The organism is Micrococcus sp. KBS0714 (assembly GCF_002008305.4).
GTDB lineage: Bacteria > Actinomycetota > Actinomycetes > Actinomycetales > Micrococcaceae > Micrococcus > Micrococcus luteus.
This window is the reverse complement of the sequence record NZ_CP042169.1, coordinates 314,456-339,271: the sequence shown is the minus strand read 5'-3', so window position 1 is coordinate 339,271 and position 24,816 is coordinate 314,456. Positions and strand designations below refer to the sequence as shown.

The window sequence follows — 24,816 nt, the reverse complement described above, 5'->3', positions numbered from 1 at the left end:
CCACGCCGTCGCGGTCAGGCCCGGGATGGTTGTCCGAGCGGCCGAAGGAGCCGGTCTTGAAAACCGGTGCGCGGTGACCCCGTGCCGAGGGTTCGAATCCCTCACCATCCGCGTGCACACGACGAGAGGCGGCGGGCCGGACGGCCCGCCGCCTCTCGTTCACCTGGAGGCCACCTGGATGTGATGGACTCCGCGCGTCACCCCGCCGTCCACCGGCGGCGCACCTCTGTCATCACGCATCCCGGGGAGAGCCATGCCCAGCCTGTTCCGCCGCCGTGCCGTCACCACGGCCGCCTGCACCGTCCTCGTCCTCGCGCCCGCGAGCGCGGCGCCCGCCCTCGCCGTCGAGACGGCCGCCGCGGACGAGACCACCATCTCGATCCTGTCCTTCAACGACTTCCACGGCGCGCTGTCCGCGGACTACATCGGCACGCAGTTCGCGGACACCGTGGAGGACTACCGCACCGCGTTCGAGGCCGAGCACGGTGCCGGCTCCACGCTGCTGACCAGCGCCGGCGACCTGATCGGTGGCTCGAAGTCCGTGTCCAACGTGCAGCAGGACAACCCGACGATCGACGTGATGAACGCGCTCGGCCTGGCCTCGCTGACCGCCGGCAACCACGAGTTCGACAAGGGCCTGGACGACCTGCAGGGCCGTGTGGAGTCCCGGGCCCAGTTCCCGGTGCTCTCCGCCAACCTGGTGGACCCGACGAGCAAGGAGCCCGTCCTCACCTCGCACGCCGTCTTCGACGTCGACGGCGTGCGCGTCGCGGTCATCGGCGCCTCCCCCAACGAGCTGTACGCGACCACCACCGGCGCGGGCCTGAAGGGCAACGAGGTCCTCGACGAGGTCGCCGCCGTGAACGCGGTCGCGGACGAGCTGGAGGCCCAGGACGCCGCCGACGTGATCGTGGCCTCGTACCACGACGGCGCCGCCGGGGCGGGCGAGCTGGCCGCCGAGCGGGCGGCCCGGGCCGAGTTCGACCGCATCGTCGGCGAGACCTCCTCCGCCGTGGACGTCATCTTCAACGCCCACACCCACCAGCTCTACCAGTACGACACCACGGCCGGCGGCGCCCACCGCCCCGTGATCCAGGCGGGCGCCTCCGGCAGCCACCTGGCCGCCGTCGAGCTGACCGTGGGCGCCGACGGCGAGGTCACCGGGCTCACCCCGCGCCTGCTGGCCCGGTCCACGCAGGCCCCCGCCGAGGCCGCCGCGGAATCCCCCGTCACCGCCCAGGTGTACGCGATCGAGCAGGAGGCCGTCGCGGTCTTCGAGGACCTGCAGGGCGAGGTCGTGGCCGACCTGTCCGCCTCCATCACCACCGACTACCAGAAGCTCATCGACGCCGGCGGCTCCTGGAAGGCCGGCGGCACGCGCGCCGCCGAGACCACCCTGGGCACCTGGGTGGGCGACGCCGTCAAGCACGCCGCCGAGCAGGCGAACCCCGAGGTGGACCTCGGCGTGACCAACCCCGGCGGCCTGCGCTCCGAGCTGCTGACGGACCGCTTCACCGACGGCGGCGCGTTCCCGGCCAAGCCGGCCGACCTCGTCGGTCGCCTCACCCTGGGCGAGCTGCTCGACATGGCGCCGTTCGGCAACACCATCACCTACTTCGACATCCCGGGCTCCTCCATCAAGCTGGCCCTCGAGGAGAACTGGCGGAACGACGTGCGCAAGTTCACCCTCGGCTGGTCCGAGGAGCTGACCTGGACCTACGACGAGTCCCGCCCGCAGGGGGACAAGGTGACCGGCGTGTGGATCGACGGCGAGCCGCTCCAGGCGGACCGCATGTACACGGTGGCCAGCCAGTCGTTCCTGGCCGACGACACCTGGACGACGCTCGGGGACCCGACCAAGGCCCCCGACGGCTACACCGCCTTCGCGACCGGCCGCCAGAACTTCGTGAACATGGGCCTGTTGGACTCCCAGGCGATCACGGACTACGCCCGCGCCCAGGACGCGGCCCACGGCGCCGTCGCCCCGGACTTCGGCAAGAACGGCGTGCCGGTCACCGACGCCCCCGCCTCGGTCGAGGCCGGGCAGGCCGTCGGCCTGACCCTCGGGGACCTCGTGGTGGACTCCGACGGCGCCCCCGCGGCGACCGCGGTCGACGTCGCCTTCCGCACGGCCGACGGCACCGAGACCGCCCTGGGCACCGTGGCCGTCCCCGCGGGCTCCGAGACCGTCACGCTCTCCGGGATCACCGCCCCCGCCGCGGCGGGCACGGGCGAGCTCGTGATGACCGTGCGCTACGCCGACGGCAGCACGACCGTGGTGCGCCATGCCCTCGAGGTCACCGCGGCCCCGTCCCCCACCGAGCCGGAGCAGCCCGCCCCGACCCACCCGGGCAAGGGTCATGGCAAGGGCCATGACAAGGACGCCGACCACCCGGGCAAGGGCCGCGTGAAGGGCGAGGACCACCCGGGCAAGGGCCGCGGCGTGCAGCGCGGCGCCGCCACGCACCCCGTCTTCTCCGCCCAGGCCTGGCTGACCGCCGCGGGCCTGCCGCGCTGACCCATCGAGAACGAGACCGAGGACGACATGACCCCCCTGCCCCGCTTCGCCGCGCGCACCGCGGTGACCACCGCCGCCCTGGCCCTGCTCGCCCCCGCCGTGGCCCTGCCCTCCCAGGCCAGCCCGGCCGGCGACTCCCTCGTCATCAACGAGGCATACACCAACGGCGGCTCCGCGAACGCCGTGTACACCCACAAGTTCGTGGAGCTCTACAACCCCACCGACCAGCCGATCAACCTCGACGGCTGGTCCTTGCAGTACCGCTCCGCCGCCGGCACGGCCGCGACCCAGGGCACGGTCGCGCTGTCCGGCACGGTGCCCGCGAAGGGCCACTTCCTGGTCTCCGGCGGCTCCAACGGCACCGCGGGCGCGGCCCTGCCGCAGGCGGACCTCGTGGCCGGCGGGGCGTTCAACCCCGCGGGCACCAAGGGCACGATCGTGCTCGCGCGCCAGGCGGGCACCGTGACGGACCTGCCGGTCGGCTCCGTGGTGACCGGCCAGGTGCCGGGCGTCGCGGACGTGCTCGGCTACGGAGCCACGAACACCTTCGAAACAGCGGCTGCCGGCGCCCCCTCGGCCAACTCGGACCCGAAGTCCCTCACCCGCACGAACGGCGTGGACACGGACGACAACAGCGCCGACTTCACCGTCACCGGCCAGGTCACCCCGACCAACGCCGCCGCCACCGGCGGCGAGCCGACCCCGGAGCCCGAGCCGCAGCCGACCCCGTCCGAGCGGATCACCATCGCCCAGCTCCAGGGCACCGGCACGGCCACCCCGTACGCCGGGCGCCAGGTGACCACCACCGGCGTCGTCACCGCCGTGTACTCCACGGGCGGCTACGACGGCTACTACATCCAGACCGCCGGCACCGGCGGCGACACCCCCGACGCCACCCCGGGCGCCTCCGACGGCGTGTTCGTGTACTCGCCGGACACGGTCGGCTCCGTGACGCTCGGCGACCACGTCCAGGTCACGGGCGAAGCGGCCGAGCACTACGGCCTCACGCAGATCAAGGTCGCCGCCGACGGCGTGCTGCCGGTCGCCGAGCCCGGCGCCGTGGCCCCCACGCCGGTGGAGTTCCCGCTGGAGGAGGCCGACCGTGAGGCGCTCGAGGGCATGGTCCTCGCCCCGCAGGGCGACTGGACGGTCACGGACAACTACTCCCTCAACCAGTACGGCTCCCTCGGCGTCGTCCCCGGCACGAAGCCGCTGGACAATCCGACGTCGGTGGCCCGGCCCGGCGCCGAGGCGCAGGCCGTCGCGGCCGCCAACGCGCAGCAGCTGATCGTGCTCGACGACGGGGCCTCCACGAACTTCATGCGCTCGCCGGGCAACCAGAACCCGCTGCCGTACCTGGACGCGGACCAGCCGGTGCGCGTGGGCGCGGGCCTGGAGTTCAGCACCGGAGTCATCCTCGACTGGCGCTTCGACGCGTGGTCCTTCCAGCCGCTGGGCCACCTCACCGATGCCACGGCGGCCGCCGTCCAGCCCGTGACGATCGAGGACACCCGCCCGGCCGAGGCCGCCCCCGAGGCGGTCGGCGGCAACGTCACCGTCGGCAGCTTCAACGTGCTCAACTACTTCACGACCCTGGGCCAGGACGTGGCCGGCTGCGGCGCCTACCGCGACCGCGCCGGCACCCCCGTCACCACGAACGGCTGCCTGCCGCGCGGCGCCTACACCCCCGAGGCGTTCGCCCGCCAGCAGGAGAAGATCGCGGCCGCGATCAACGGCCTCGGCACCTCGGTGGTCGCGCTCGAGGAGATCGAGAACTCCGAGAAGTTCGGCCTCGACCGGGACCACGCGCTGGCCCACCTCGTGGAGGCCCTCAACGCGCAGGCGGGCGAGCAGCGCTGGGCCTACGTGGCCTCCCCGTCCGCCCGTCCCGCGCTCGCGGACGAGGACGTCATCCGCTCCGCGTTCATCTACCAGCCGGCCGAGGTCACCCCGCTGGGCGAGTCGGTGATCCTGGACGACCAGACGAACTTCGACAACGCCCGCGAGCCGATGGCGCAGCTGTTCCGCGCCGCCGACGGCACGGCCGAGGGGGCGGCCGGCACCGAGTTCGTGGCGATCACCAACCACTTCAAGTCCAAGGGCGGCTCCGGTGCGACCGGGGACAACGTGGACGCGGGCGATGGCCAGGGCGCGTACAACGCGGACCGCGTGGGCCAGGCCGAGGCCCTCGTGGCCTTCGCCGAGCGCATGAAGGCCGAGACCGGCACCGACCGCGTCCTGCTCATGGGCGACTTCAACGCCTACGAGAAGGAGGACCCGATCCGCGTGCTCGAGGCGGCCGGGTACGTCTCCCAGGGTGCGCTCACGGGCGAGTACTCCTACGCGTTCGGCGGCGCCGTCGGCAGCCTGGACGGGATCTACGCCTCGCCGTCCGCGGCCGCGGCGATCACCGGCCAGGACATCTGGATGATCAACGCGAACGAATCCGTGGCCCTGGAGTACTCGCGCCACAACTACGTGGCCGAGGACCTGTACTCCGCGGACCAGTGGCGGTCCTCGGACCACAACCCGATCCTGGTGGGCCTCCAGCTCGACGCGCCCGTGACCGAGCCGACCCCGGAGCCGGAGCCGGAACCCACCCCGGGTGAGACCTGCGACGGTGTGACCGATCCGCGCGGCGTGCCCGGCAAGCCCGCGAACTCCGTGCGCGAGTGGCTGCGCTGCATCGGCGCGACCCCGGGCCACGGCGGCGACCACCCGGGCAAGGGCCACGGCGGTGACCACCCGGGCAAGGGCCGCGGGCCGGTCCGTCCCTGACGGGGCGCGGGGCGCCGCACCCGGCATGACGACGGCGGGGCCGTCCGGGAGCCACCCGGGCGGCCCCGCCGTCGTCGTGGGGTTCAGCCGGCGAGCACGGCCGCCGCGGCGGCGTCGGCGTCGGCGAGGAAGAGGGCACGTCCGGCCGGATCGGCCCCGGCCTCGGCCGCGATCGCGGTGCCCCACTGCACGCCCGAGAGCTGCAGGCCCAGCACGAACACGTCCGCGTGGACCGTGCCGTCCGCGGCCCGCAGCCGGTACGGGCGGGCCGTGACGTCGAAGCCGGTGGCGGGCACGCGCACACCCTCCTCGTCCTCCCACGTCCCGGCCGCGGCGACACCGTCCGCCAGCATCTGACGGACCAGCGGGGAGGCGGCGGCCTGCACGCGGTTGGGCGGCATCATGGCCTCCACCAGCCAGGCCCCCTCGACGACGGCGGGCTCCAGCGAGTCCTGCGCTCCCACCTGGGGGCTGTGGGCGGTGAATGCGTGTTCCTCGGCCTCGACCACGGGCGCGGGGCCGGCCCAGGTGAGCAGGCCGGCCCGGTGCACCGCGAGCATCTGCTCGACGCGCCACAGGGGCGGGCCGGAGGCGAGGCCCTCGACCAGCGGCTCGAACCAGCCCTGGACGTCCCGGATGCGGGAGGCCTCGGCGATCCGGCCCTCGGCGATCCACGCCTTGATCCGCAGTCGGCCGGCATGGAGCGCGCCGACGGCCATCATGAACGGGGACTCCTCCCCGAGGGCGGCCTCGACGCAGGCCTGCTCCATGAGGTCCGCGACGGCCCGCTGATAGTCCTCATGGGAGGCGAACACGGCGTCCTCGAACGGGGACCCATAGGCCAGGATGTCGAGGAAGCGGCGCCCGGGGGCGTACCGCTGGAGGAGCTCCTCGGCGTGCGCGGAGGTCACGGGGGCGCCGCGGCCGGCCTCCTCGAGCTGGCCGACGAGCTCCCCGAGGAACCGGCGCGCCTCGACGGGCCCGCCGAGGATCTCGGGCTGGGCCCGGACGAGCGTGGCGTAGTAGTGCCGGACCACGTCGCGGTGCAGCAGCGGCCAGAGGTGCTCGGCGAGGTCCAGGGCCCCGTGCCGGGCGGTGAGGGCGTCCACGGCGGCGTCGGAGAGGTAGCTGAGGGTGACGCCGCGGGGCACGAAGGCGTCCACCTCGGCCTTGGGCAGGTACGGGATGCCGCGGCGGGACATCAGGTGCAGGCGCGGCTCGTCCCCCGTCGGCTCGTACCGCAGGGCCCGGCCGGGTCCGTCGCCGGTGCGGCGGTACACCCCGCCCCGGCCCTGGGTGAGCTGGGCCAGCAGGTCGAACGCGTTCAGGCCCATGCCCCGCACGAGGACGTCCGCCCCAGCCTCCACGGTCTCCCAGTCCACGTCCGAGGGGATCTGCGGGCCCTGGTAGTGCAGCTCGTCCCGGCCCCGCGCGGCGGCGGCCATCCGCATCTGGCCGGGGCTGAGCTCCGCAGGCTGATGGCCCAGGCAGAGCACGACGGCGTCCGCGTCGAGCACGGAGACCGAGCCGTCGGGGTCGCGCAGCTCCAGGCGGGCGCCGCCGTCGGGCCGGGGGTGCAGGGCGGTGGCCTCCGCGCGGTGCTCGACGACCTCGGCGACCTCGGGACGGGCGCGCAGCCCGGCGACGACGTCCTTGTACAGATGCCGGAGGTAGCGCCCGTAGACCGCACGGGCCGGGTACTGGTGGCGGCGCACGCCGAGGCTGGCCTCCGGGTGCACGCGACGCCACTGGTCGAAGGTCTGGGCGGCGGTGGAGGGGCGCAGACCGGGGTTGTCGGCGGCGCACGCGGTCGGAAAGAACGCGGGGGTGTTCATGAGGTACAGCTCGGACTGGTCCGTGCGCCACACCCGCCCTGGCCCGGGCGGATAGGGGTCCACGACGTCGATGCGCAGCCGCCGGGGGTGTGCGTCCGGGGCCGCGCCCTCGAGTCGGGCGAGGATCCGCTCCAGCAGCATGACGCCGCGGGGGCCGGCTCCCACCACTGCGAGGCGGCGATCGGCCACCAGGGGCTCGGACATGGGGCCTCCACTCTCCTCGTGATCGTTTTCACGCCTGCGGGGCGCATATTCCACACAGTATCGGCGGCCGTCAAGGATCGCGGACCGCATGCGCCACACTCCCACCGATCCCCCAGGATCCACAGCAGGCCCGGACGAAGAATCCGCGGGATCATGCGGACCACACCGAGAGTCTGGGAGAAGTCTGGGAATTGGGAATCTGGGGAGCCGATGGTTGACGCCACTCGGGCCCATGGGGAATTGTGAATGAGCGTAAGGCAACAAAACACCAATTCAGAAGGAGAATTCCTCATGGACCGCAACGCTCTCGACCAGCTGCAGAACTCTACCGTCTTCGCCACCGACGGCGACAAGATCGGCTCCGTCGGTCAGGTCTACCTCGACGACGTCACCAACGAGCCCACCTTCGTCACGGTGAAGACCGGCCTGTTCGGCGCCCGCGAGACCTTCGTCCCGCTGCAGCAGGCCCAGATCACCGCCGACGGCATCACGGTGCCCTTCGAGAAGTCCTTCGTGAAGGACGCCCCGAACGTGGACGCGGACGGCTCGCTGACCCCCGAGGAGGAGCAGCGCATCTACGAGTACTACTCCATGGAGTACTCCTACTCCGTGGAGCACCCTGCCGCGGACCACGACGGCGACGTGCGTCGTGACGACGTGCGCACCGACGCCGGCACCGCTGGCGTGGCCGGCACCGCGGGCGTGGCCGGCGTGGCCGACCGCCGCGACGAGGCCGTCGTGGACGGCGACCGCCGCGACGTGGCCGACCGTGACCGTCGCGATGTGACCGACGCCGACTCCGTCGTCGTCAAGGACGAGCACCTGAACGTCGGCACCGAGCGCCGCGCCTCCGGCCGCGTCCGTCTGCGCAAGCAGGCCTACACCACCACCGAGACCGTCGAGGTGCCCGTCACCCGCGAGGAGGTCGTGGTGGAGCGCGAGTCCGTCGACCCGAACTCCGCCGAGGCCCGCACCGCCGGCCGCGACGGCGACGTCGAGGTGACCACCTACGAGGAGACCCCGGTCGTCAACAAGACCGTGGACGCCGAGAAGGTCTCTCTGGGCAAGCGCCAGGTGCAGGACACCGAGACGGTGACCGAGGAGGTCCGCCACGAGGACGTCAAGGTCGACGGCGACGCCACCGATCGCGACCTCGACGGCCGCAACGACCGCAAGGATCGCATCTGATCTGAACGGACGCGTCGGCCTCAGGCCGGACGGCTGACAGATCACGCGGGGCCCCGGATCGATCGATCCGGGGCCCGCTCGTGCGCGATGGTGGTCCGACCGTGAGCACGGCGCTCCTTTGCCCTGCCCTGGCCTGGCGCGCTAAGCTGGACCGGTCTGACCGCGCGTCGCCCCGTGCGAGGCGCGCCGGACGGAGGAGACGTGCCAGAGCGGCCGAATGGACTTCACTGCTAATGAAGGGCTCGGCGAAAGTCGGGCCGGGGGTTCAAATCCCCCCGTCTCCGCGAGAGAGGGCCGGAACCCGCGTGGTTCCGGCCCTCTTCGCGTCTGCGCGCGGCGACCTGACGTGCCGACCGGCTGCTGACTAGCCCTCCCCGCGATGCTCGCGCATGCGGCGCAGCAGCTCGTACGCCTCCGGGACGGAGAGCTCCGAGTGGCTGGACAGCTGGACGGCGGCGGACTCGAGGTTGCCGTCCCGCACCATGGCGGAGAGCTGGTCGCGCAGCCACGGCGGCAGGTCCCGCGAGGAGAGGCGGACGGACTCCGTCCCCCGCATCACCTCGACCTCGAAGGGGAGCTCCTCCTCGGCGGGGGCGGCGGTCCACTCGGCCGGGACGGTCAGGGTGGTCAGCTCATCGGCGGGCGTCGCCGTCGGACGCGGCGCGGCCGAGGCGTGGTCGGTGTCCTGCCGGGCGTCGTCCTCGGCCACGGCGTCAGAGGGCTCGCGATCGGGCGTCTGGGCGTCCGGCTCCCCCCGCCCGCTCGAATCCTGTCCGGGCCGTTCCGGCCCGGGGGTCTCGGCCGGGGCCGTGTCGTCCCGGTGGGGCTCCTCATGGTCGGCGGGAACGGGCCCCGCGGCTCCGGCGGACGTGGCGTCCGGTTCCTGCGCCGGCTCGGAGTAGACCTGCGGATGCACGGCGAGGGACTGCACGTCCATGACGGCGTCCTTCAGGCCGCGCCCGGTGTGGGCGCGGTAGTCGCGCACGGCCTCCATCACGCGGCTCTGGGCGATGTGCCCGTACACGCGCCGATGGGCGTCCTCGTCCAGCAGCCCCGCTGCCAGACGCGCCCGCTCCGGTCCGATGTCCAGCCCGCGGCCGGACGGCGTGCGCTGGTCCGCCGCCTGACGCGCTCGACCGGCCGACATCCACCGGGCGGCGGCGAACGCGAGGGCGCCGATGACGACCACCGCGAGGACAGGGACGAGATATTCCATGCCTCCAGTCTAGGTGTGGCCCGCGAGGGCCATGCCGGCGGCCGCGGCGCCACATCACAACCTGGTCACAGTTCTGCCAGGGCTCCAGAGCCACCGAGGGCCTCGCCTACGGTGGAGCGTGGAGTTCTCCGTGCCTGGTCACGGCGGCCATGGAGGAGACACTCCGCCCGCCACTCGACCGAGCCAGGAGACCGCATGTCCTTCCCCCGCCCGTCCGCCCGCACCGTCGACACCCCCTCGCCCCGGTGACGCCGCTGGTGGGGGACGTCGGTGGCGCTCGCCCTCGTGCTGGTCGGCTGCGCCGCCCCGCAGGGGGACGAGGGGACGGCAGCCGGGTCCTCCGGCGCCACGGACGCTGCCGTCTCCTCGCCCGCATCTGTGGACGGATCCGAGGCCTCGTCCTCGCAGGGACGGTCCTCGGATGCGGCCTCCTCGCCGGCTGCGGCGTCGTCCGGCGAGGGCTCGCCGTCGGCCGCCGCAGACCCCGCGGGCCCCGCGGTCCCCCTGGCCGCCCGCTCCCATGAGGGCGTGCCGATGCGGGCCTTCACGGCGGAGGAGCGCCCGCCGCAGTTCGTCCTCTTCTCCTTCGACGGCGGCCGTCAGGACGCGCGCTGGAAGACCTTCCTGGACGCGGCGGCGGACTCCGACGCGAAGTTCACGGTGTTCCAGTCCGCGATCAACCTGATCGAGACCGCCAACCGGGAGAACTACACGGCACCCGGCAACACGCCCGGCTACGTGGGCACGGAGTTCGGCGGTGACGAGGCCGAGGTGGCGCAGCGCATCGAGAACATCAACACGGCCCACGCCGCCGGCCACGAGATCGGCACCCACTACGCGGGCCACCTGTGCGCCCTTGCGACGTACGGCGGCGACAAGTGGTCGACGGCCGAGTGGGAGCAGGAGTACGGCTCGTTCAGGGACATCCTCTCCGACCCCGCCGCCTACAACCCGGGCAGCTCCCTGCCGGCGCTGGAGGTCACCCCCGAGGACGTCAAGGGCGGCCGTCTGCCCTGCCTCGACGGGCAGTGGGACCAGCTCGTCCCGATGTGGAAGGACAACGGACTCGAGTACGACACGTCGCGTGCCGCGGCCGCCTCCGGCGTCGCCTGGCCCTACCAGGAGGACGGGATCTGGGAGTTCGAGATGCCGATGACCTGGTCCCCCGTGCTCGCCGAGAAGGGCGCGGCCAGCCCGTTCGTGATGGCGATGGACTACAACTTCTGGATCTCCGGCAACGGCGGCAGGGACATCCCGGAGGACGTCGCCCGACTCACCGACTTCCAGTACCGCACCTACCGCTACATGTACGACTCGGCGCTCGCGGGCAACCGCGCCCCGCTGGTCTTCGGCAACCACTTCAACGACTGGGGTCTCAACGCGTTCAACCCGGCCGTGGAGAAGGTCATGCGGGAGGTCTGCGTCGAGGAGGACACCTACTGCGTGACCTACCAGCAGATGATCGCGTGGCTCGAGCTGCAGGACCCGGAGGTCCTCGCCGCCTGGCGCGACCAGGCCCGGTCCGCCACCGGCACGGATGCCGAGGCCCTCGGCTGGTGACCCGCGGGTCGACCCACTGACACCCGCCCCGACGACGGCCGCGGCTCAGCGCGCCGGGGCCGTCCCGCGTCCGCGCAGCACGACGACGGCGCTCGCCAGGGCGGTCAGCACCAGGGCCAGGACCATCAGCACCGTCCCCGGCCACCCGTGGGACTCGTGGAACACGCCGCCCAGCCAGCCGAAGAGGCTCGAGCCGGCGTAGTACGCGAAGTTGTACAGGGAGGTCGACTGGGCGCGGCCCGTGGGGGCGGCCGTCCCGGACCACGCGGAGGCCACGGCGTGGGCGGCGAAGAACGCGCCCGTCACGAGCACGAGGGCGGGCACCAGCACCGCCGGATGCGGGACCGACGTGAGGGCGACGCCCGCCGCCATGGCCGCCGTCGCGCCGGCCAGGACGGGCAGCCGGCCCACCCGCGCGGCCAGCCGGCCCGCGCGCGGCGACGACCACGTGCCCGCGAGATAGGCGAGGAAGACGAGGCCGGCCGCCGTCGGCGTCCAGGAGAACGGCGGGCCGAGCAGGCGGTACCCCACGAAGTTGTACAGCGCCACGAACCCGCCCATCAGCAGCGCCCCCTGCAGGTAGACGGCGACGAGCTCCGGCGAGCGCAGGTGGCCGCGCACGATGCGCACGAGCGTCGCCGGGGAGGTGGGCGACGGCGTGAAACGCCGGGCGCGCGGCGTGATCGCCAGGAAGCCGACCGTGCACAGCACCCCGACCACGGTGACGGCCAGCATCCCGCCGCGCCACGAGGACGCCTCCGCGACGGGCAGAGCCAGGAGCCGGCCGGAGAGACCGCCGAGGGTGGTGCCGGCGATGTAGGTGCCGGCGGCCGCCGCGACCGCGTGCGGGGCCACCTCCTCCGCCAGCAGCGCCACGGCGAGTCCCGCGACGCCCCCATGCGCCATGCCCTCGAGCAGGCGCAGGCGGAGCATGGCCTCGAACGTGGGCGCGAGGACGCCCGCGAGCGCGCACGCGCTGGCGGAGACCATCGAGACCACCATGGCGCGTCGGCGGCCCCACCGGTCCCCGGCCACGGACCACGGCACCACCGACAGGGCGAGGCCGAGCGTGCTGGCGGAGACGAGCAGGGCGGCGCGGTCCGCGGGGACGCCCAGGTCGTCGCTGACCAGCGGCAGCAGACCCTGCGGGGAGTAGAGCTGGGCGAACGTGGCCACCCCGGCCAGGAACAGCCCGATCAGCAGCCTGCGATACGCGGCCTCCCCGGGGGCGGCCGGTGCGGGTCCCGACGGCGGAACGGCCGGGGGCCCCGCGGGCGGGGGCGGAGTGGTCGGGGGCACGCCATCACTGTATCCAGGCTGTCCACTACGATCGGTCGGGTGACTACCTCGACCCCCTCCCTCGACCTGCACGATTCCTTCAAGGCGTACGACGTCCGCGGCATCGTGGGCGAGTCCATCACGGCGGAGAGCGTCCGCGCGGTGGGCGCGGCCTTCGTGGACGTGCTGGGCCTGGCCGGTCAGACCGTGCTGGTCGGCGGGGACATGCGCCCCTCCTCGCCCGCGTTCATGACGGCCTTCGCCGAGGGCGCCACGCGCCGCGGCGCCGACGTCGTCACCCTGGGGCTGATCTCCACGGACATGCTCTACTACGCGGCGGGCGTGAAGCAGGCCGCGGGCGTGGTGTTCACCGCCTCGCACAACCCGGCCGAGTACAACGGCATGAAGATGGCCCAGGCCGGCGCCGTGCCGGTCTCCTCGGACACCGGGCTGTTCGAGATCCGCGACGCGGCCCAGGCCTACCTCGACGCCGGTGAGATCCCCGCCGCCGAGACCGCCGGCACCGTGACGGAGGAGGACATCCTCCCCGGCTACGCCGCGTACCTGCGCTCGCTCGTGGACCTGACGGGGGTGCGCCGCCTGAAGGTCGTGGTGGACGCGGGCAACGGCATGGCGGGCAAGACCACCCCGGCCGTCCTCGGCGACGCCGAGCTGGCCGCCCTGCCGCTGGAGATCGAGCCGCTCTACTTCGAGCTGGACGGCACCTTCCCGAACCACCCGGCCAATCCGCTGGAGCCGGAGAACCTCCGGGACCTGCAGGCCGCCGTCGTGGAGCACGGCGCAGACATCGGCCTGGCCTTCGACGGCGACGCCGACCGCTGCTTCGTGATCGACGAGCAGGGCGCCCCGGTCTCCCCCTCCGCGATCACCGCCCTCGTGGCCCGCCGCGAGATCGCCCGCGCGAAGGCCGACGGCGAGCAGACCCCCGTGGTCATCCACAACCTGATCACCTCCCGCGCCGTCCCCGAGCTCGTGGCGGCCGACGGGGGCCGGGCCGTGGAGACCCGCGTGGGCCACTCCTTCATCAAGGCGGTCATGGCCGCCGAGTCCGCCGTGTTCGGCGGCGAACACTCCGCGCACTACTACTTCCGCGACTTCTTCAACGCGGACACCGGCATGCTCGCGGCCATGCACGTGCTGGCGGCCCTGGGCGGCCAGGAGCAGCCGCTGTCCGAGCTGGCCGAGGAGTACGAGCCGTACGTGGCCTCCGGAGAGATCAACTCGCAGGTCGCGGACAAGGACGCCGCCGTGGCCGCGGTGGTGGCGCAGTTCGCCCCCGCCGTGGGCGAGGGCGTCGGCGAGGGCCAGGCCGTGCACGAGGACTTCGCCGGGGTGGCCACCACGGTGACCCGCATGGACGGCACCACGGTCGCCGCCCAGGACGGCACGTGGTGGTTCAACCTCCGCCCGTCCAACACGGAGCCGTTCCTGCGCTACAACGGCGAGGCCCGCACGGCCGCCACCATGGAGGCGCTCCGCGACGCCGTGCTGGCGATCGTCCGCGCGGAGCGCTGACCTCGGCGGCTCATCCGGCCTGGGCGAGGACGAGCGGCAGCACCCCCTGCGCGCCGGCCTCGCGCAGCACCCGCGCAGCCTCGGCGAGCGACCACCGCGAGTCGACGAGGTCGTCGACCAGCAGCACGGGGCCGTGGCGGCCGGCGTCCGGGGCGGTGCGCAGCATCTGCGCCATCGCCTCGGGGACGGCGAACCGGCCGTACACGGACCCGAGCCGGTAGGCGCTGTTGCCGCCCGGCCCGGCCGTGGGGCCGCCGCGCGCGTGCTCGAGCGAGCCGAGGAACGGCAGCCGGCCGATCCGGGCGATCCCCTCGGCGAACGACCCCACCAGCTGCGGGCGCGTGCGTGAGGGCATCGCGACGACGGCGATCGGCCGCGTCCGCCACCCCCAGCCGGCCAGGACGTCGACGGCGCCCCGCAGGACCTCCTCCGGCACCGGGGCGTCCTCCCGGTCCAGCAGGTCCCGCAGGACGGTGCCCCACCCCAGGTCCGTCAGGCGGGCGAGCGCGCGACCCTCCTCGGCCTGTGACTCGGGCGCGATGCGCCCCTTCACCGGCACGCCCAGCCGGTCCATGCCCGAGGGCCACATGCGGCGCGGCTCGATCGGCACGCCGGTGCGGCGCAGGGCGGCCTCCGCGCGCTCCCGCGCCGCCCCGTCCGATCCCGTCGGGTACCAGGGGCCGGCGCAGACGTCGCAGCGGCCGCACGGCGCGGCGGTGGGGTCGTCCAGGGTGCGGGCCAGGAACTCCATGCGGCACCGGTCCGTGGTCTGGTAGTCGAGCATGAGCCGCTCCTCGGCCCGGCGGGCCTCGGCCACGCGGGCGTACCGTTCCGCGTCGTACGTCCACTCCCGCCCGGTGGCACGCCAGCCGCCGCCCACCCGCTCGACCGCACCGTCCACGGCGAGCACCTTGAGCAGCAGCTCCAGGGCGGTCCGCTTGATCCGCACCGCCGGCTCGAGCGCCGCCACGGAGAGCGCCCCGCCGTGGTCCGCGAGCGCCCCCAGCACGGCGCGTGCCTGCTCCTCGTCCGGCATGGAGGCGGTGGCGAAGTACTCCCAGATGCGACGGTCCTCGGGCCCGGGCAGCAGGAGCACGTCCGCGTGGTCCGTCCCGCGGCCGGCGCGGCCGACCTGCTGGTAGTACGCCACGGGCGAGCCCGGCGCGCCGAAGTGCACCACGAACGTCAGGTCCGGCTTGTCGAAGCCCATGCCGAGCGCCGAGGTGGCCACGACGGCCTTCACCCGGTTGGCCTTGAGGTCCTCCTCGATCTCGGCGCGACGCTCCGGGTCCGTGCGGCCCGTGTAGGCGACCACCTCGTGCCCCGCCTCGCGCAGGGCGCGCGCCGTGTCCTCGGCGGCGGAGACGGTGAGGGCGTAGACGATCCCGGAGCCCGGCAGGTCCCCGAGGTGGTCGAGGAGCCAGGCCAGGCGCGCGGCCGGGCTGGGCATGCGCAGCACGCCCAGACGCAGCGAGGCGCGGGCCAGGGGGCCGCGGAGCACGAACACGTCCTGCTCGGAGGCGACGCCGAGCTGCTCCACCACATCCGCCACCACACGGGCGTTGGCCGTGGCGGTGGTGGCCAGCACGGGCACCGCGCGCGGCCCCTCTGCGGGAAGCAGCCCGATCAGGTCCCGGATGCGGCGGTAGTCCGGCCGGAAGTCGTGGCCCCAGTCGGAGATGCAGTGGGCCTCGTCCACCACGAGCAGGCCCATGCGCGCCACGAGGTCCGGCAGCTGCTCGTCCCGGAACCGGGGGTTCGTGAGGCGCTCGGGCGAGATCAGCAGCACGTCCACCTCGTCCGCCGCGAGCCGGGCCCGGACCTCGTCCCACTCCGTGGCGTTCGCCGAGCTCACGGACACCGCGCGCACGCCCGCCCGGGCGGCGGCCGCGACTTGGTCCCGCATGAGCGCGAGCAGCGGGGAGACGATCAGCGTGGGCCCCGCGCCGCGGGCACGCAGCAGGAGGGAGGCCACGAAGTACACGGCGGACTTGCCCCAGCCGGTGCGCTGCACCACCAGGGCGCGGCGGCGGTGGGCCACGAGCGCCTCGATCGCCTCGAACTGCCCGTCCTTGAATCGCGCGTCCGGCCGGTCCACGAGCCGACGCAGGACGGCCAGGGCCTCCTCGTGCAGCGCGGCGTCGCCCCCCGGTACGGAGGTCTCGGGGAGGCGGGGGCCGGCGTCGGGGTGCGAGGTGGCGTCCATGGCGTCAGTATGCCAACCGGCCCGGACACCGCAGGCGCGGCGGCGCCGTGCACCGGTGGGATGATGGCGGGATGAAGCTGAGCGCCTACACCGACGTCTGCCTGCGTGTGCTGATGACGCTCGCGGCCGCCGAGGGCGAACGGCTCACCAGCCAGCAGATCGCGGACCGGATCCAGGTGCCCTACAACCACGTGATCAAGGCGGTCGCCGAGCTGCGCCGCCGCGGGACCATCCAGGTGGCCCGCGGCCGGCTGGGCGGCGCCCGGATCACGGAGGCGGGGCTGGACCAGCGCGTCGGAGAGCTCGTGCGCGACCTGAGCCCCCGCGCAGAGGTCCTGGACTGCGCCGGCCACGAGACGGGCGTCCCGTGCCCGTTCGCGGCGGACTGCCGCCTGCGGGAGGCCCTCGCGCGCGCCCGGGAGGCGTTCATGGCCGAGCTCGACCTCCTGACGGTCCGTGACCTCGTGCGTCCGGGCCGAGCGGGCGCCACGGGGCCGGTCTCCCTGGGCCTGCCCGCGATGGGATCCCACGCGGCCACGGTGTAATCTTGCATCGGCAATGCACATATAAGGCTCCCGAGGAGACCCCCGTGCTGTCCGAGAAGTCCCGCCCCGTCATCGAGGCCACCGCCGCCGCCGTCGCCGAGCACATGCCGGAGATCACGCCCCTGTTCTACGCCCACATGTTCGAGGCCCACCCCGAGCTCCTCGACGGCGTCTTCTCCCGCGCCAACCAGCGCAACGGCGAGCAGGCCCAGGCCCTCGCCGGCTCCATCGTGAAGTTCGCGGTGCACCTGCTCGAGAACCCGGGCACCCTGCCCGAGGCCGTCCTGTCCCGCATCGCCCACAAGCACACCGCCCTCGGCATCGTCGAGGAGCAGTACCCCATCGTCTACGAGAACCTCTTCTGGGCCATCGGCGAGGTGCTCGGCGACGCCGTCACCCCCGAGGTGGCCGACGCCTGGACCGAGGTCTACTGGCTCATGGCCGACGCCCTCATCAAGATCGAGAAGGGCCTCTACGCCCAGCAGGCCAACGACAGGATGTGGACGGACTGGAAGGTCGTCGCGAAGGAGCCCACCGGCAACGCGGCCGTCACCTTCCGCTTCGAGCCGGCCGACGACACCCCGCAGTCCCGCGGCAAGGCCGGCGGCTACGTGTCCGTGCGCCTGAAGGTCGAGGACGGCCTGCGCCAGTGCCGCCAGTACTCCCTCTCCGAGAAGGCCGAGTCCGCCACCGAGCGCGTCATCACCGTGAAGCTGGACGAGGGCGGCGAGGTCTCGCCCATGCTCATCCAGAACGTGGAGGTCGGCGACGTCATCGAGCTGTCCAACCCCTACGGCGACATCACCCTCGAGGACGAGGACTCCACCGCTCCCCTGGTCCTGGCGACCGCCGGCATCGGCATCACCCCGGCCGCGGCGATCCTGGACGCCCTCGCCCAGCAGGGCTCGGACCGCCAGGTCCTCCTCCTCCACGGCGACGCGTCCTGGGAGGCCGTGGCCCTGCGCGAACAGGTGACGGAGTCCCTGGCGGCGCTGGCGCACGGCGACGCCCGCCTCTTCCTCGGGGTGCGGCCGGAACAGGACCCCGAGGGCGTCACGACCGTCGAGGGTGTGATGCACTTCGACGACGTCGAACTGCCCCGCGACGGGCACTACATCCTGTGCGGCCCGCTCGCGTTCATGCAGTCCACCCGCTCGAAGCTGATCGATGCCGGCGTGCCCGCGACGTCCATCCGCTACGAGATCTTCGGCCCGGACCTCTGGCTCGCCGCCTGATCCGGCCCCGGAACGCGGAACGGCCCGCACCCCTCACGGGGTGCGGGCCGTTCCGCGTGCGGCGGGTCTCAGGCCTGGGCGAACCGGGCCTTCTGCGCCTCGAAGCGCTCGCGCACGACGGCGGGCAGCGACTCGCCGAACCGGCCGAGCCACTGCTCGATGAGCTCGTTCTCCTCGGCCCACTCCGCGGCGTCGACCTTGAGGGCGTCCTCGAGGTCCTCGGCCGACACCTCGATGCCGGACAGGTCGAGCGAGCCCGCGGCCGGCACGAGGCCGATCGGGGTCTCCTCGGCCTCGGCCTTGCCCTCGAGGCGCTCCACGACCCACTTCAGGACACGCGAGTTCTCGCCGAAGCCGGGCCAGGCGAAGCCGCCGTCGCGGTTGCGGCGGAACCAGTTGACCAGGTAGATGCGCGGCAGCTTCTCCGGGTCGGCCTTGCCGGACTCCCTGACCCAGTGGGCCAGGTAGTCACCGGCGTCGTAGCCGAGGAACGGCAGCATGGCCATCGGGTCGCGGCGCACGACGCCGACGGCGCCAGCGGCGGCCGCGGTGGTCTCCGAGGAGAGGGTGGCGCCCTTGAGGATGCCGTCCTCCCAGTCGAAGGCCTCGGTCACCAGCGGCACGGTGGTCTTGCGGCGGCCGCCGAACAGGATGGCGTCCAGCTTCACGCCCCGCGGGTCGCGGTACTCGTCGGCCAGCATGTCCGTCTGCTCGATGGGCGTGCAGAACCGGGAGTTCGGATGGGCGGCCGGGGTGCCGAACTCGGGCGTCCAGTCGTTGCCGCGCCAGTCGGTGAGGTGCTCGGGGACCTCGTCCGTCATGCCCTCCCACCACACGCCGCCGTCGTCGGTGAGGGCGACGTTGGTGAAGATGGAGTTGCCCTTGGAGATCGCGCGCATGGCGTTCGGGTTGGTGGACCAGCCGGTGCCGGGGGCGACGCCGAAGTAGCCGGTCTCCGGGTTGATCACGCGGAACTCGCCGTCCTTGCCGGCGCGGATCCAGGTGATGTCGTCGCCCAGGGTCTCGGCCTTCCAGCCCTCGATCGTGGGGTCGATGAGGGCGAGATTGGTCTTGCCGCAGGCCGACGGGAAGGCGCCGGTGATGTGGTAGGACCGGCCCTCGGGGTTGGTCAGCTTGAGGATCAGCATGTGCTCGGCGAGCCAGGCCTCGTCCCGGGCCATCACGGAGGCGATGCGCAGCGCGTAGCACTTCTTGCCGAGCAGGGCGTTGCCGCCGTAGCCGGAGCCGAAGGACCAGATGGAGCGCTCCTCGGGGAAGTGCACGATCCACTTGGTCTCGTTGCACGGCCACGGCACGTCCTGCTCGCCCGGCTCCAGCGGGGCGCCCACGGAATGCACGGCCGGCACGTAGAAGGCCTGCTCGCGGGACATCTTGTCCAGCACGTCCTGGCCGATGCGGGCCATGATGCGCATCGACAGGACCACGTAGGCGGAGTCGGTGATCTCCACGCCGTACTTCGGGTCCTCGGCGTCGAGGTGGCCCATCACGAACGGGATCACGTACATGGTGCGGCCGCGCATGGCGCCGGTGAACGCGTCGTCGAGGATCCCGTGCATCTTCGCCGGGTCCATCCAGTTGTTGGTGAAGCCGGCGTCCTCCTCCTTCTCGGAGCAGATGAAGGTGCGGTCCTCCACGCGGGCGACGTCGGCGGGATCGGAGAACGCGGCGAAGGAGTTGGGGAACTTGTCCTCGGCCAGGCGGGTCAGGGTGCCCGCCGCCACGAGCTCGTCCGCGAGGCGGTCGCGCTCCTCCTCGGAGCCGTCGACCCACTGGACGGAGTCCGGCTGCGTCAGCTCTGCGATCTGAGCGACCCACTCGCGCAGCTGGGCGTAGTCCGTGGGCGCGTCCGCCAGGGCGCGATCCGCGAACGAGGTGGTGGCGTTGTCAGCCATGGTGGAGAGTCCTCCCATTGGGGTCCGGGGCCGTTCCGTCCCGTCCACTCCGATGCGTGCACCGCCGAAGCGCGCACCACATCGTTGTGGCCGCACGGTCCTGCCATGGTACCCGAGCCCGGCTATCATGGCCGCGCCCCCGCCACACCCCCGACACAGGCCGCCGCAGACCGTCGATTTGCACTCCGCCGGAGAGGTCCTGTAGTGTTCTACGAGTTCGAGCCGCTCCGGCGGATCGGATGATGCGCCCATAGCTCAGCTGGATAGAGCGTCTGTCTACGGAACAGAAGGTCAGGGGTTCGAATCCCTTTGGGCGCACGATCGGAAGGCCCCGCTCCTGCTGGAGCGGGGCCTTCGTCATGTCGGCGCGCCTCTGCCACGCGCGCCGCCGCGGCGGTCAGCGCCCCGGAACCACGAAGTGCGTCAGGGCGGCGTCGCGGCCGTCGAGCTCGGCCCACGGCTTCTCCACCCGGAACACCTGCATCCCGAGCGTCGGGTAGTGCTCGCTCATGCGCAGCGCCGCGTCCTGGTCCGAGTCCAGGCTCATCAGCCGCATGCCCAGCTCCTGTACCCACGGCATGTGGCCCACCACCAGCAGCCGTCGCGTGGTCTCCTCCGTCTCGTTGACGACGGCCAGGGCCCGCGCCGCGTCGGCGCCGTAGAGCCGCGGGTCCAGGTAGGGCGTGGGTGCCAGCTCGCCCAGGCGCTCGCACACCCACACGCACGTCTGACGGGTGCGCAGCGCATCGGAGCACACGACGGCGTCCGGGACGAGGCCGTGCTCGCGGAGCCAGTCGCCGGCGGCGGGCGCCTGGGCGTGGCCTCGTTCGGCGAGCGGGCGGGCGTGGTCGTCGGCCGCGTCGGGCCAGCCGGCCTTGGCGTGCCGGAGGACGATCAGGGTCTTCGCGTCGGCGGTGCTCATGCGGCCAGGCTACGGCGACGGCCCCTGCTCGGGTGAGCGGGGGCCGTCGTCGGACACGGGCGGGCGCGGGTCAGATGCTGTACTCCGGCGCCGCCCACACGACCACCTCGGGGTGGCGGTAGAAGCGGTAGCCCTGGCCGCGCACGGTGCGCACGGTGTTCGCGAGGCGGCCGAGCTTGGCGCGCAGTCGGCGGATGTGCACGTCGATGGTGCGCTCGTTGGGCACCTCGTCGGCGTTGCGCCACAGGGCGTCGAGCAGCTCCTCGCGGCCGACGGTGCGCTCGCCGTTCTCCACGAGGTAGTTCAGGAGCTCGAACTCCTTGAAGGTGAGGTTCAGCGACTCACCGTCCAGCTGCACCTCGCGCCGGGACAGGTCGATCAGCACACCGGGCTGGCGCGTGGACACGGGGGCCGGCGCCTGCGCCAGGTCGGGACGGGTGCCGCCCTGCACGGTCGGGTCGCCGAGCACCTGCCGCACGACCTCGATGTCGCGGCCCTCCGCGCCGGCGGGGGCCAGGGCGACGGCGGCGTGCGACTCCGCCCCGGGGACGAGGGACTCCACGTAGTGGCGCAGCTCGTTGGCCAGCCGCGTGAGGGAGGTGCCGGCGGCCGAGGCGGCCAGCTCGTCCATGCCCACGTAGATGACGAACCCGCGGGCCTCGTTCTCCCGGGCCACCGCCTGGGGACCCGGGATACCGTTCGGCGCGAGGACCGGCGTCGGCGCCGTCTGGGAGTCGGGGGCGTCGGTGCCACCGGCCAGGCGCAGGCCTGCGCGGGCCTGGCCTCGGCGGGACATGCCGTCGGCCCGACGCTGCGCGTTGCGGACGGAGATGTGCACGTATCCGGCGGACTGACCCATGGCCACCACTCCTCTTTCGGCTCATGGCCCCTCCACCGCTCGGTCGGTGCGGCGGACGAGGCGTCACATGACAAGAATGTGACTTCACCGAGGGGACTGGCAAGTAACGTTCGCGCTTTTGTCTCACTATTTGAGAGAAAGAGTTCTGAATGTGCTCAACATCACTATTCGCGGATCGGAATAGCGTCGCGCGGCCGGTCGGCTCGCCCGCGCGACTCTTTCATTGTTCAACAGGGCAGGGCGCGGCGCAGGACGAGCGAGTATGCGGAATATTTATGCAGGCGACTTCCAGGTTTTCCATGTGACGCCATGATGACGGGTCACAGCAGGTCGTGACGTCCACTAGATGGACGACACATTCACGGCCCCGCTTGACGCCTCCGCCGGAGACGCTCCCGTGAGACGACCACGGCCCCCGCCGGGTGGGGGCGGGGGCCGTGGTCGTCTCGTGGCGGACGCGGAGGTCCGTTCAGGTCATTCCGCCAGACCGTAGAGCCGGTCGCCGGCGTCGCCGAGGCCGGGGACGATGTAGGACCGCTCGTCCAGGCGCTCGTCGACGGCGGCCAGGTACAGGTCCACCTCGACGTCGCCCAGCGAGGCCTCCAGCCGCTCGATGCCCTCGGGCGCCCCGAGCAGGCAGAGGCACGTGACCCGCGCCGCGCCGCGCTGGTAGAGGAAGCGGATGGCCTCGATCAGCGTGCCTCCCGTGGCCAGCATGGGGTCCAGGACGAACACGTGACGCCCGGACAGGTCGGCCGGCAGCCGCTCCGCGTAGGTGACGATGTCCAGCGTCTCCTCATTGCGGGCCATGCCGAGGAACCCGACCTCGGCGGACGGCGCCATCTTGGTCATCCCCTCCAGCATCCCGAGCCCCGCGCGCAGGATCGGCACGACCAGCGGACGCGGCCGGGCCAGCCGGAAGCCGGTGGTCTCGGTCACCGGGGTCTCGATCCGCACCTCCTCCATGGCCACGTCGCGCGTCGCCTCGTAGGCGAGCAGCATCACGAGCTCCTCCGTGAGCTGCCGGAAGATCATGGACGGGGTCTTCTTGTCCCGCAGGACGCTGAGCTTGTGGGCCACGAGCGGGTGGTCGACGATGTGGACGCGCATGGCGCCCACGGTACCGTCCACGCGCGCCCCTGCGCCCGTCCCCCGCGCCCGCGGGGCGCCTGCACCGCCGCTAGGCTGGCCGCGTGTCCGCCCCCGTCCCCTCCCCCACGCCCACGGCCGAGCAGGAGCACGCGTGGATGGGCCTGGCCCTCCGGGCCGCCCGCGCGGCCGGAGCGGCCGGCGACGTGCCGATCGGCGCCGCGCTCGTGGCCGGTGACGGGACCGTCCTGGCCGTCGTCGGGAACGAGCGCGAGCAGCACCACGACCCCACCGCCCACGCCGAGGTCCTCGCGCTGCGCCGCGGAGCGGAGCTGCGGGCCGCCGCCGGGGCGGGCGACGGCTGGCGCCTGACGGACTGCACCCTCGTGGTGACCCTCGAGCCCTGCCCCATGTGCGCCGGTGCGCTGCTGCTGGCCCGCATCCCGCGCGTCGTATTCGGGGCGTGGGACCCGAAGGCGGGCGCGTGCGGCTCGGTGCTGGACGTGGTCCGCGACCCCCGCTTCAACCACCAGGTGCAGGTCCGCGCCGGCGTCCGTTCCGAGGAGAGCGCGGCGCTGCTGCGGGGGTTCTTCGCCGCCCAGCGCGACTGAACGCGCTCGCGCCCGACGACGGCGGGCGGCCGGTTTGGGCGCGCCGCCACGGCTCGGGTAGGGTGTCCTGGTCTGGTGACGTGTCCGAGCGGCCGAAGGTGCAGCACTCGAAATGCTGTGTACGGTAACCCCGTACCGTGGGTTCAAATCCCACCGTCACCGCCAGATGTGAAGCCCGGGAGCCTCGTGCTCCCGGGCTTTCTCCATGCCGGGGCGGGTCCGGCCGTCGGCTCAGCGCGGCAGGACGGCGTCCAGGAACGAGGCCACCGCCGACCACGAGATGGTGGCGTGCACGGCGCTGGCCGGCACACCGTTGCGGAGCACCTCCGCGCTGCGGGTCTTCGCGGTCATCATGCCCAGGTCGTGGCTGCCCTCGGCCACCGAGTAGAACGCGGTGCGCAGTCCGGCGGTCTCCGCGGCCCGGTACAGCTCGAGGCTCTGCCCCCACGGGACCGTGACGTCCTTGCGCCCGTGGACGACCAGCAGGGGCGGCGAGTCCGGGCGCACGTGCGCGATCGGGGAGGCCAGCCGGGTCAGGCCGCCCGAGGCCAGGACCGGCACCCCCAGCATGTCCGACTTGGTGCTGCGGTCGTCGAGGTGGCAGTGCTTCAGCCGGTTCGCGCGGTTGTAGTCCGCGCACGCGCCCGGGAGCATCTGGCGGTTCATCGTCAGGAAGTCCGTGGGGCCGAAGAAGTCCACGATCGCCTGGACGCGGTCCTCCTCCGGGATCGCGTGGCCGCCGTCGGGCACCTCCCGGCCGGGCAGCGGCACCTGCTCGCGGTCCAGGTCCTGTCCGCCCGTGAGGCCGGCCATGAGGGCGTTCCAACCGCCCGACGACGAGCCGGCCACGGCCACCCGCCCCGCGTCCAGCTGCAGGCCCGGGGCGTTGCGCCGCACCCAGCGGACCGCCGCCGTCGCGTCCTCCACCTGGGCGGGGAACGTGCCCTGCTTGGAGCTGCGCACCGAGAACGCGGCGACGGCGTAGCCGTGCGGGACCAGGCCGCGGGCGACGTCGACACCGTCGCTGTAGCCGCGATCGCTGCGCCAGCCGGAGCCCGCGTTCCACACGAGGACCGGGAACGGGCCCTGGCCCGGCGGCCGGTACACGTCGATGCGTCCGGCGCGCCCGGGCAGGGTCGCGTACGTGTGCCCGGTGGAGCTGCGCATGCCGTACAGGGCCGTCGCGTTGGCGCCCAGCGGCCCGGCGGGCGCGCCGGCCAGGTCGGTGACGACGGCCACCCCGCCCACCGCGAGGGCGCCGACCCCGAGGCCGAGCGCGGCGCGGCGGGACACCCGCGGGGACCGTGCGGTCGACGTCATGGG

The 24,816-nt window shown here is 73.2% G+C and carries 17 protein-coding genes and 4 tRNA genes; 12 read left to right on the top strand and 9 right to left on the bottom strand.

Annotated features, from left to right (window positions below):
* Positions 1-23: 23 nt before the first annotated feature.
* The 3 genes from B1A86_RS01525 (at position 24) to B1A86_RS01515 (ending at position 5,296) form a co-directional block, all read left to right on the top strand.
* A tRNA-Ser gene (locus B1A86_RS01525) sits at positions 24-111 on the top strand.
* Between the two features lie 142 nt (positions 112-253).
* A complete protein-coding gene (locus B1A86_RS01520) occupies positions 254-2,518 on the top strand; it encodes a bifunctional UDP-sugar hydrolase/5'-nucleotidase (protein ID WP_078025438.1) in 2,265 nt (754 codons plus the stop codon).
* Between the two features lie 27 nt (positions 2,519-2,545).
* Positions 2,546-5,296, top strand: coding sequence for an ExeM/NucH family extracellular endonuclease (locus B1A86_RS01515; protein ID WP_210411803.1), 2,751 nt, complete (start codon positions 2,546-2,548; stop codon positions 5,294-5,296).
* 83 nt (positions 5,297-5,379) lie between these two features.
* Here the strand turns inward: B1A86_RS01515 and B1A86_RS01510 are convergent, their stop codons facing one another.
* Positions 5,380-7,335 (bottom strand): FAD/NAD(P)-binding domain-containing protein, encoded by a 1,956-nt coding sequence (locus B1A86_RS01510; protein WP_089529304.1) that lies wholly within the window; start codon positions 7,333-7,335, stop codon positions 5,380-5,382.
* A 291-nt stretch (positions 7,336-7,626) separates the two neighbouring features.
* Here B1A86_RS01510 and B1A86_RS01505 point away from each other — a divergent pair, with 291 nt between their 5' ends.
* Both B1A86_RS01505 and B1A86_RS01500 read left to right on the top strand, forming a co-directional pair.
* Positions 7,627-8,523, top strand: coding sequence for a PRC and DUF2382 domain-containing protein (locus tag B1A86_RS01505; protein ID WP_078025440.1), 897 nt, complete (start codon positions 7,627-7,629; stop codon positions 8,521-8,523).
* Positions 8,524-8,718: 195 nt separating this feature from the next.
* Positions 8,719-8,807, top strand: a tRNA-Ser gene (locus B1A86_RS01500).
* Between the two features lie 80 nt (positions 8,808-8,887).
* On the opposite strand, the gene B1A86_RS01495 is transcribed toward B1A86_RS01500, so the two are convergent.
* A complete protein-coding gene (locus B1A86_RS01495) occupies positions 8,888-9,739 on the bottom strand; it encodes a hypothetical protein (RefSeq protein ID WP_078025441.1) in 852 nt (283 codons plus the stop codon).
* A 270-nt stretch (positions 9,740-10,009) separates the two neighbouring features.
* On the opposite strand from B1A86_RS01495, the gene B1A86_RS01490 reads away from it, so the two are divergent.
* The gene (locus B1A86_RS01490; RefSeq protein WP_246836836.1) at positions 10,010-11,299 is read left to right on the top strand and encodes a hypothetical protein; all 1,290 of its coding nucleotides are present in this window, start codon (positions 10,010-10,012) and stop codon (positions 11,297-11,299) included.
* Positions 11,300-11,344: 45 nt separating this feature from the next.
* Here B1A86_RS01490 and B1A86_RS01485 read toward each other — a convergent pair whose 3' ends face one another.
* Entirely contained in the window at positions 11,345-12,496 is a 1,152-nt protein-coding gene (locus B1A86_RS01485) for an MFS transporter (protein WP_256369580.1), read from the bottom strand.
* A gap of 141 nt (positions 12,497-12,637) precedes the next feature.
* On the opposite strand from B1A86_RS01485, the gene B1A86_RS01480 reads away from it, so the two are divergent.
* Positions 12,638-14,113, top strand: a complete 1,476-nt coding sequence (locus B1A86_RS01480; protein ID WP_078025443.1) for a phosphomannomutase/phosphoglucomutase — start codon at positions 12,638-12,640, stop codon at positions 14,111-14,113.
* Between the two features lie 10 nt (positions 14,114-14,123).
* Here B1A86_RS01480 and B1A86_RS01475 read toward each other — a convergent pair whose 3' ends face one another.
* Positions 14,124-16,319: a RecQ family ATP-dependent DNA helicase gene (locus B1A86_RS01475; RefSeq protein WP_078025444.1), complete on the bottom strand. Its 2,196-nt coding sequence runs from the start codon at positions 16,317-16,319 to the stop codon at positions 14,124-14,126.
* 71 nt (positions 16,320-16,390) lie between these two features.
* Here B1A86_RS01475 and B1A86_RS01470 point away from each other — a divergent pair, with 71 nt between their 5' ends.
* Both B1A86_RS01470 and B1A86_RS01465 read left to right on the top strand, forming a co-directional pair.
* Positions 16,391-16,864: an Rrf2 family transcriptional regulator gene (locus tag B1A86_RS01470; RefSeq protein WP_078025445.1), complete on the top strand. Its 474-nt coding sequence runs from the start codon at positions 16,391-16,393 to the stop codon at positions 16,862-16,864.
* 44 nt (positions 16,865-16,908) lie between these two features.
* Entirely contained in the window at positions 16,909-18,099 is a 1,191-nt protein-coding gene (locus tag B1A86_RS01465; RefSeq protein WP_078025446.1) for a globin domain-containing protein, read from the top strand.
* 68 nt (positions 18,100-18,167) lie between these two features.
* On the opposite strand, the gene B1A86_RS01460 is transcribed toward B1A86_RS01465, so the two are convergent.
* Positions 18,168-20,012 (bottom strand): phosphoenolpyruvate carboxykinase (GTP), encoded by a 1,845-nt coding sequence (locus B1A86_RS01460; RefSeq protein ID WP_078025447.1) that lies wholly within the window; start codon positions 20,010-20,012, stop codon positions 18,168-18,170.
* Between the two features lie 244 nt (positions 20,013-20,256).
* On the opposite strand from B1A86_RS01460, the gene B1A86_RS01455 reads away from it, so the two are divergent.
* Positions 20,257-20,330: transfer RNA gene (locus B1A86_RS01455), tRNA-Arg, on the top strand.
* Between the two features lie 79 nt (positions 20,331-20,409).
* On the opposite strand, the gene B1A86_RS01450 is transcribed toward B1A86_RS01455, so the two are convergent.
* From B1A86_RS01450 to upp, 3 genes are all read right to left on the bottom strand, one after another.
* Positions 20,410-20,934, bottom strand: a complete 525-nt coding sequence (locus tag B1A86_RS01450; protein ID WP_078025448.1) for a histidine phosphatase family protein — start codon at positions 20,932-20,934, stop codon at positions 20,410-20,412.
* 70 nt (positions 20,935-21,004) lie between these two features.
* Positions 21,005-21,793, bottom strand: a complete 789-nt coding sequence (locus B1A86_RS01445; RefSeq protein WP_036316068.1) for a winged helix-turn-helix domain-containing protein — start codon at positions 21,791-21,793, stop codon at positions 21,005-21,007.
* A gap of 474 nt (positions 21,794-22,267) precedes the next feature.
* Entirely contained in the window at positions 22,268-22,903 is a 636-nt protein-coding gene (gene upp, locus B1A86_RS01440; RefSeq protein WP_010079486.1) for a uracil phosphoribosyltransferase, read from the bottom strand.
* An 83-nt stretch (positions 22,904-22,986) separates the two neighbouring features.
* On the opposite strand from upp, the gene B1A86_RS01435 reads away from it, so the two are divergent.
* A complete protein-coding gene (locus B1A86_RS01435; protein ID WP_078025449.1) occupies positions 22,987-23,493 on the top strand; it encodes a nucleoside deaminase in 507 nt (168 codons plus the stop codon).
* 74 nt (positions 23,494-23,567) lie between these two features.
* Positions 23,568-23,658, top strand: a tRNA-Ser gene (locus tag B1A86_RS01430).
* Positions 23,659-23,724: 66 nt separating this feature from the next.
* On the opposite strand, the gene B1A86_RS11825 is transcribed toward B1A86_RS01430, so the two are convergent.
* Positions 23,725-24,813 (bottom strand): alpha/beta hydrolase, encoded by a 1,089-nt coding sequence (locus B1A86_RS11825; protein WP_078025450.1) that lies wholly within the window; start codon positions 24,811-24,813, stop codon positions 23,725-23,727.
* Positions 24,814-24,816 lie beyond the last annotated feature (3 nt).

Bases quoted from the DNA above. Each gene is read 5' to 3' on its own strand.
- B1A86_RS01445 (WP_036316068.1), bottom strand. From the start codon at position 21,793: ATGGGTCAGTCCGCCGGATACGTGCACATCTCCGTCCGCAACGCGCAG.
- B1A86_RS01460 (WP_078025447.1), bottom strand. From the start codon at position 20,012: ATGGCTGACAACGCCACCACCTCGTTCGCGGATCGCGCCCTGGCGGAC.
- B1A86_RS01450 (WP_078025448.1), bottom strand. From the start codon at position 20,934: ATGAGCACCGCCGACGCGAAGACCCTGATCGTCCTCCGGCACGCCAAG.
- B1A86_RS01505 (WP_078025440.1), top strand. From the start codon at position 7,627: ATGGACCGCAACGCTCTCGACCAGCTGCAGAACTCTACCGTCTTCGCC.
- upp (WP_010079486.1), bottom strand. From the start codon at position 22,903: ATGCGCGTCCACATCGTCGACCACCCGCTCGTGGCCCACAAGCTCAGC.
- B1A86_RS01510 (WP_089529304.1), bottom strand. From the start codon at position 7,335: ATGTCCGAGCCCCTGGTGGCCGATCGCCGCCTCGCAGTGGTGGGAGCC.
- B1A86_RS01495 (WP_078025441.1), bottom strand. From the start codon at position 9,739: ATGGAATATCTCGTCCCTGTCCTCGCGGTGGTCGTCATCGGCGCCCTC.
- B1A86_RS01520 (WP_078025438.1), top strand. From the start codon at position 254: ATGCCCAGCCTGTTCCGCCGCCGTGCCGTCACCACGGCCGCCTGCACC.
- B1A86_RS01475 (WP_078025444.1), bottom strand. From the start codon at position 16,319: ATGGACGCCACCTCGCACCCCGACGCCGGCCCCCGCCTCCCCGAGACC.
- B1A86_RS01515 (WP_210411803.1), top strand. From the start codon at position 2,546: ATGACCCCCCTGCCCCGCTTCGCCGCGCGCACCGCGGTGACCACCGCC.
- B1A86_RS01470 (WP_078025445.1), top strand. From the start codon at position 16,391: ATGAAGCTGAGCGCCTACACCGACGTCTGCCTGCGTGTGCTGATGACG.
- B1A86_RS11825 (WP_078025450.1), bottom strand. From the start codon at position 24,813: ATGACGTCGACCGCACGGTCCCCGCGGGTGTCCCGCCGCGCCGCGCTC.